The following is a 6,000-nucleotide window of genomic DNA, read 5'->3' as shown; positions in this document are numbered from 1 at the left end:
TGTCGATTTACACTTCAATCTGGGACTCTGGCTTTCTGCGCGAGAAAGTTACACTCCAATTGAGACTCAGGGCAGGAGAGTCTCAATTGGAGTGTAACGTCTGGTGGCTATGCGAACGCTGCTTCCTTTTCCAGGGCTGGTCTCCAGGATTCGATGCTTTCATCAGTGATGCGCTCGATTCCGTCCTTGATCGCCTCGATTGCGAGTTCGTTTAATATCCCGAACACCCGAGCCGTGATGCCATCACCGAGGCGAGAAAGATGGCGAAGGCTTTGGCTCGATAAACCCGATGGAAGTCTGAGCGGCAGGCTGCGCAGGATCGCGGTTACCAATTCCTGGAACTCCTCATCTGCCTTCCACCTGGGCAGTACGAACTGATCCAGCCGCCGGGCCAGTTGGGTGTCGCCGGCAATTGCGTCGCGTGCTTCCGACACGCCAAGACAGACAAGCGAGGCTTTGATCTCGTTGCTGAGATATCGCAGAAGCTGCAGGATCACGCGCTGTTCCCTCGGCGTCCCAGCGAGAAGGTTATGGACCTCGTCAAACACCAGAACGCGCACATTATTGCTTTTCAGCAAGAGGACGGTTCTGATCTCAAGTTCCATGAGGGTCAGGCGTTCGTTGATGCTGGCTCCCATTGCCATCAGCAACTGCCCATATATCCGGCGCTCTGTTGGGCGCGACGTCAATGTAATTGCCAGCACCGGCATGCTCTCCACGCCGGTGCTGTGGTTCATGGTGGGCGGATGATCGCGCTTGAACTTTTCGACGAGCATGGTCTTGCCCATACCGCTATGACCATAAATAGCGAGGCCGGGTGGGCGTGTTGTTGGCGGATGGTCGCATAACGCATCAAGATGCCGTAATACTCTACGAGCGCGATCAAAGCCGACCCATCGATCGGACCGAATGGCACGAATTCTTGTATGGTTTGGTCCATTTGCCAATGCGGCGGCGCCGGGTGCCAGGTGAGGGAATTCAATCATTGATCCCAATATTCCGTGTCGTCGTCTGAATGATTATGTTTTGTCAAATCGATAGATTGAACAGTGCTATGTCCTTCACGACTCGGTTCAGCTGGTCTTCTTGTAACACTCCGGCGTGCTTTTGCGCTTGAGGATGCTGCGATATCCTCGATCTGTCTCTGTTGTGCGATAGCCGCAAATATAACGTCCTCATGCAATTCAAGCCGTCCCTGGTCTCGAAGTGCCTTCTTGGCGTGCTTCCACTCCCACCAGGAAACAGGTGGGAATGCGAGATTGCGGTACCGTGCTTCAATAAACCTGCCATCTGATTGGCGAACGAATATTCGGGACAGGTCTCGTGGGTCATATTTGATCTCGAGTTCGGCGCCACGACCGACATCGCGTGATAATGCATCAGACCAGTACCGGATCTTTTCCAGATGGATGCCGTCTTTCAGCAGGCGCCGCCTTTCGCCAGGCAGGAAGCTGGTCCAGAATGCCATTCGATCAGATGGCAGGTTGAAGTCGACTTCGCCTTGCCGTTCGCGCCAGACCGCCAGGGGAGGGCGCAACAGCGAGGTATGTATCCGCTGGTGATATTTGCCAACGATCTCCAGCGCGATCCATTTTTCCAACTCGCGCAATGTAAGATTCGCGCGGCCCTCTGAATCGTAGCCGCCTCTGGTCTTCACGCTGCTGAAAGTTGTGCCGGGCAGCAGATGCACTGCTCCCATCATTGTGCCGATCAACCGTTCGATATGTCCGCCGAACCGGGGTGTGGCCGGCGGCCTGAACAGGAGTTTCATGCCGTACTCCCTGCAAGCATCGGCCAGCGCTCGTGACCTGAAATCTGCACCATTGTCGCAGTGAAGAACCTCGGGCAATCCGGCAACAGGCCAGGGGATGTCAATTCCTCGCTCATCCAGCCAGGCAGTCTTGTCGTATACGGAATGCAGGAGGCATAGACCGACTGACGTACTCGATGGGGCTTCCAATGATAGATGGAAACCCGCGACCATTCTCGTGCAAACGTCGATGGCGATCGTCAGAACCGGTCGGCCGATGGGCCGACGAAACTTTTCGTCAACAACAATGACGTCGACGATGGTATGATCGATCTGCCAAAGGGCATTCGGCTTTGCGACAGTGAACTGACCAGGGCTTGGCGTCGAGGCGGCTTCAATCTCGCGTTCCCCCCGTTTGCGGGCCGCTGCCATAGGGATAAGTTCGGACACTCTACGCTGGACGGTGCTCCGGTGAGGAGGGGACAGACCTTCCGTCAGGCAGACTTCCCGAATACGCCGCAAGAGTGCAGCAAAGCTTGGTTTTTCCTTTCTAAGCCAGAAGCCATCCACTTGCTCGGCAATGACACGCTCGGTTCTCGGGTCCAGCCTGACAGCACCTGCTTGTGTGCCGCGTTTTCTGGGGCAGAGACTGGATGTTCGTTGCGTCTTTCTGAACCGTGCAGCCAGCCGAAACAGCGTTGATCGCGGGATGCCAAATTTTTCACGTGCAGCCGCAACGACCTCCGCAGTTACCACACCGCCTGTACGGCGGAGCAGATATCGAAGGAATTCCTCCGGGCAATTATCGTGATCAGGGCAATCTGGGGATGAGATCATACGCGAGACTACGGTCGATCGACCGGTCGATCAATCTCATTTTGAGTGTAACGTATGCCTGATGGAGTCTCATTTGGAGCGTAAGGTGTTACACTTCAATCTCAAACAAGCCATTGAAATCACTCACTACGTGAGTCCCAGTTTCAAACATAAATCGACATGTGACTGGCCGTTCGAGTGCCAGCTCAGAACCTTCCCTTTGAATATCTTGCTGGATGTCGAGCGACGGTTGGCGGCTTTTCCGCTCCATGTCCCGTCCCAGGAAAAATCGGCTGCGAAGGCGCTTGAGGCCGACATCACGGCTAAACCATTGCGGCGGTGCTTGTTAGAAACGTGCGACGGTTCAGCATTTTTAACCTCGTTCCCCCAAAGCAATCAGACCAGATTATCCGACCTGGAACAGGTGCCGTCACCAAATTGGGTGACGCGGAGCCAAGCCAGACATGGTTCAATCGCCTTTTGCAAAGGTGGGAGGACAGACATGAGATTGATCATTGCGGGCGCGGCTATGCTTTTGATGCCGCATGTTGCATTTGCTGCGGATGTTCCCGTGCCGGCGGCAGAGCTGAAAACAATGGTCGTCGGCAAGACCATCAAATCTTCGGGAGCCAGGCTGCGATACGGAGCCGATGGCCGCTACACCTTTAACGGCGCGTCTCCCGGAAAATACACGATCTCATCCGGCAAGATTTGTGTGAAATTCGACGCTGGAGACAGCCGTTGCGACAGAATCGTGAAATCGGGGAACAAGTACTTCATGATCAACAGCCGGGGGAAACGTTTCCCATTCAACTGATGTCAGCAGATCTTCAGAATTTGAATGCAAGAATCTACCTTGTGATCCAGATGCCGTAATGGGCCGGCGCTCCTCGCATAATAGTCCATGGATGTCCCTCGCTTGATGCTTGCGGCCGACACGATCGGACCCCGTTCAACATCATCACTCTGAGGGACAGCCGCCTTCCTGGCTATGCGAGGAGCGCCGGGCCATTACGGCATCTAGCGCGCCCGAAGCTATGCGAGCCCCAGCTTCCTCTTGAGTTGGGCGTTTTCCTGGCGCAACTGTTCGGCCAATTGCTTCTTCAGACGCTCGTTCTCTTTTTCAAGAGCCAGCAGGTTCTGCAACTCTCCGCCCATCGACGCCGCTGCCGGCGCGGATGTCGCAGCCTTCTTCCAGTGATAATAGGTCTGCTCGGAAATGCCGGCCTGCTTGACGGCGTTCCTGATGCTTTCGCCGCGACCGACCGAACGATCGATTTGTGTCAGTTTCTGCGTGCGCTCTTTCTCGGAGTAGGCCTTACGCTTGCCATGCACTACGGCAGCGGGAGCCGCGGTCGGTTTCGCAATTTCCTTGACCTTGCTCTTGCGGGTTGACGGGGCAGGTGCCGCCTTCGTTTTGTCGGCCTTAGGCTTTCCCGCCTTGGCCCTTTTCTGCCGGGTGGCTCCCTGCTCCGGCTCCGGCGCCTCAACCTTGGCAGGTTCTTCGGTGACAACCGGCACTGCTTCAACTTCCTGAGGGTCTGCCATTATATGCTCCGTCCGCGTTTGTTGGCCTTCGCCAGCATTGTTGTGGGCCTGATCGGAGTCAACAGGCCGGGCGCCTTGATATTGAGCTGTTCCGATCTCATCTGTTCTTTCACTGAACGCCGCCAGGTCGACATCGCTCCACAGGGAGCTCCGGGTTCCCTGATTGCCGCGCTTGCGTTTGATTTCGACAACGAATGATTAGATCTTGCGCCGCATAATCCTTCTCTGTAACCGATGTTTCACTTTAAAAGAAGTTTGCCGGCTCATGTCGTTTGATGATAGCCGAACCTCAATGCTGCCGATCGCGCCAACGCGCATTTACCAGCCCATTAACGTCTACTTCAGGGGCAGTAACGTCATCAAGCTGAAACGAAAAAGGATAGATGTAAAACCGCTACACAACGCCCCTTGCTCCATGGCAACGCGGCCGCCAAATATGAACCCTTGGTAGGCCAGAGCCCCCGTTACCCCAGCCCTTTGCGATGACAAATCGATCGCGTCGCCCGCTACAGACCAAGTTTATTCTGACGATGGCATGTGGGCTTCATTTACATGAAAGGTTCTTCGCGCTGATCACCCCATCGATCACAGCGAGAACGAATGTCGCGCCTTCTCCTTCCACGATCACGCCATTCGGAGAATACAATTGAGCGACAAACCAATCTGACGGCTGATTGACGCCATCACCGATCTCCCATTCCGGCAAAACCATTGCGAAAAGGCCCATAACCGCGCAAAGGTCACCCTCGAGAGCTCCGCCTATAAGTGTGTCTGTAGAATAGCCGCTATCTTCTTCAATTTGCAGAGCTTGTGCGATACGCCTAGTTAAACGCATTTCTTCCTCGGTTCCCCGACGGACTGGCGCCTTCAGGCTTCGTATCGCTTTTGTAAGGCTACTCATCGATATAATTTCTCTGGCTGATGGAAGGTCTACTGCGTTGCATTGCTTGCGGCAACGGAGTGGCTCCCAGGAGTACAACTGCTGCTTTTAGCTTCGATCCTGGCGTGCCGACACCATAGTCACCCAGCCTCGGCAATCAGAAGGGAATTGACAGGCTCCGCTCACGCTTACCAGAATCTCCTTCGGAAAAGGAAGCCGCTGGCCAGCCAAAAGCTGCGCAACTGCAGCCGTTTCCGTTAGTTGCGGGAATTATGGATTGTTAAGAGTTTTCAAAACGGGCTAGGATATCCGGAGTGGTTCTCTGAGTGTTGGGTGTCTCGGAATGTCAGAAGTGCCGCCCCCATTTAAGTCTCAGGCATGGAAAGATTGTATACGACTGCATGCACAGTAACGTCGATTGCTATTTTATGGGGCCAAAACTGCGCCGATCGGTGGTCGATCTGCGGAGAGCGGCGCTTGTTGCAGTTTCATTTAGATGTATTTTTTCCAGCAAGAACGACACTCATCAGGAACAGGGAGGGCCGTTTACAAGCCAAGAGCCCGTATTTCCGATTTCAAAAGACCTGTTTTCTTAATATTCAGAATGTTTTTCCATTTTACCTCCCATGAGGCGCATCGATCTTGCAATTTCCACGTGCGCAAGGGCAGGAGCAGGCGTGGTCTGCACCCCTTGGAAAGGTGTTTGAGCGGTGACCATCGTACATAAATCTACAGAATATTACTTTGAGATGGAGGATGATTATCAAAAAATCATAACAATAAATGACATTAGCAATGAAGAAACTGAAATAAAAGTATTTTACTATGAAAGATTCGCAATTGCTAGAAGTTTTTCTAAAATAATCCCTAGTAAAAGATTAATAAGTATATCGAAGTACGATAAGTTCATTAAGGTGAAGTTATCATTATTTTCATTTACTCATTATATATGTAAGTCTTATTATATATAATATATTATTATATTTCATATCTTATGTCTAATCAT

At 52.9% G+C, this 6,000-nt stretch carries 5 protein-coding genes and 1 pseudogene; 1 reads left to right on the top strand and 5 read right to left on the bottom strand.

All coding sequences use genetic code 11. The annotated features are described in order from the left end of the window. Positions 1–107 precede the first annotated feature (107 nt). The 3 genes and pseudogenes from DES43_RS11070 to DES43_RS23355 all read right to left on the bottom strand — a co-directional run. A complete protein-coding gene (locus DES43_RS11070) occupies positions 108–986 on the bottom strand; it encodes a TniB family NTP-binding protein (RefSeq protein ID WP_133675163.1) in 879 nt (292 codons plus the stop codon). Then, positions 983–2,182: a transposase family protein gene (locus DES43_RS11065; protein ID WP_245514553.1), complete on the bottom strand. Its 1,200-nt coding sequence runs from the start codon at positions 2,180–2,182 to the stop codon at positions 983–985. The genes DES43_RS11070 and DES43_RS11065 overlap by 4 nt, the downstream gene beginning before the upstream one ends. A gap of 6 nt (positions 2,183–2,188) precedes the next feature. Continuing rightward, positions 2,189–2,587 (bottom strand): annotated as a pseudogene (locus DES43_RS23355) (DNA-binding domain-containing protein); the annotation flags it as partial. A gap of 73 nt (positions 2,588–2,660) precedes the next feature. Here DES43_RS23355 and DES43_RS11060 point away from each other — a divergent pair. Continuing rightward, positions 2,661–3,383: a hypothetical protein gene (locus tag DES43_RS11060; protein WP_133675254.1), complete on the top strand. Its 723-nt coding sequence runs from the start codon at positions 2,661–2,663 to the stop codon at positions 3,381–3,383. Positions 3,384–3,601: 218 nt separating this feature from the next. On the opposite strand, the gene DES43_RS11055 is transcribed toward DES43_RS11060, so the two are convergent. Together DES43_RS11055 and DES43_RS11050 are read right to left on the bottom strand one after the other, a co-directional pair. Then, the gene (locus tag DES43_RS11055; protein WP_133675252.1) at positions 3,602–4,114 is read right to left on the bottom strand and encodes a transposase; all 513 of its coding nucleotides are present in this window, start codon (positions 4,112–4,114) and stop codon (positions 3,602–3,604) included. Positions 4,115–4,658: 544 nt separating this feature from the next. Continuing rightward, positions 4,659–5,015 carry a hypothetical protein gene (locus DES43_RS11050; RefSeq protein WP_133675250.1) on the bottom strand — a complete coding sequence of 119 codons (357 nt, stop codon included), beginning with the start codon at positions 5,013–5,015 and terminating at the stop codon, positions 4,659–4,661. Positions 5,016–6,000: the final 985 nt, after the last annotated feature.

Origin of the sequence: Aquamicrobium defluvii, from assembly GCF_004363725.1 — a bacterium.
GTDB classification, from domain to species: domain Bacteria; phylum Pseudomonadota; class Alphaproteobacteria; order Rhizobiales; family Rhizobiaceae; genus Mesorhizobium; species Mesorhizobium defluvii.
Note: the sequence above shows the minus strand (reverse complement) of the source record. Positions and strands in the feature narration are given on the sequence as shown.

Excerpts from the sequence above, each read along its gene's own strand:
- DES43_RS11070 (WP_133675163.1), bottom strand. The coding sequence starts at position 986 with ATGATTGAATTCCCTCACCTGGCACCCGGCGCCGCCGCATTGGCAAAT.
- DES43_RS11065 (WP_245514553.1), bottom strand. The coding sequence starts at position 2,182 with ATGGCAGCGGCCCGCAAACGGGGGGAACGCGAGATTGAAGCCGCCTCG.
- DES43_RS11055 (WP_133675252.1), bottom strand. The coding sequence starts at position 4,114 with ATGGCAGACCCTCAGGAAGTTGAAGCAGTGCCGGTTGTCACCGAAGAA.
- DES43_RS11050 (WP_133675250.1), bottom strand. The coding sequence starts at position 5,015 with ATGAGTAGCCTTACAAAAGCGATACGAAGCCTGAAGGCGCCAGTCCGT.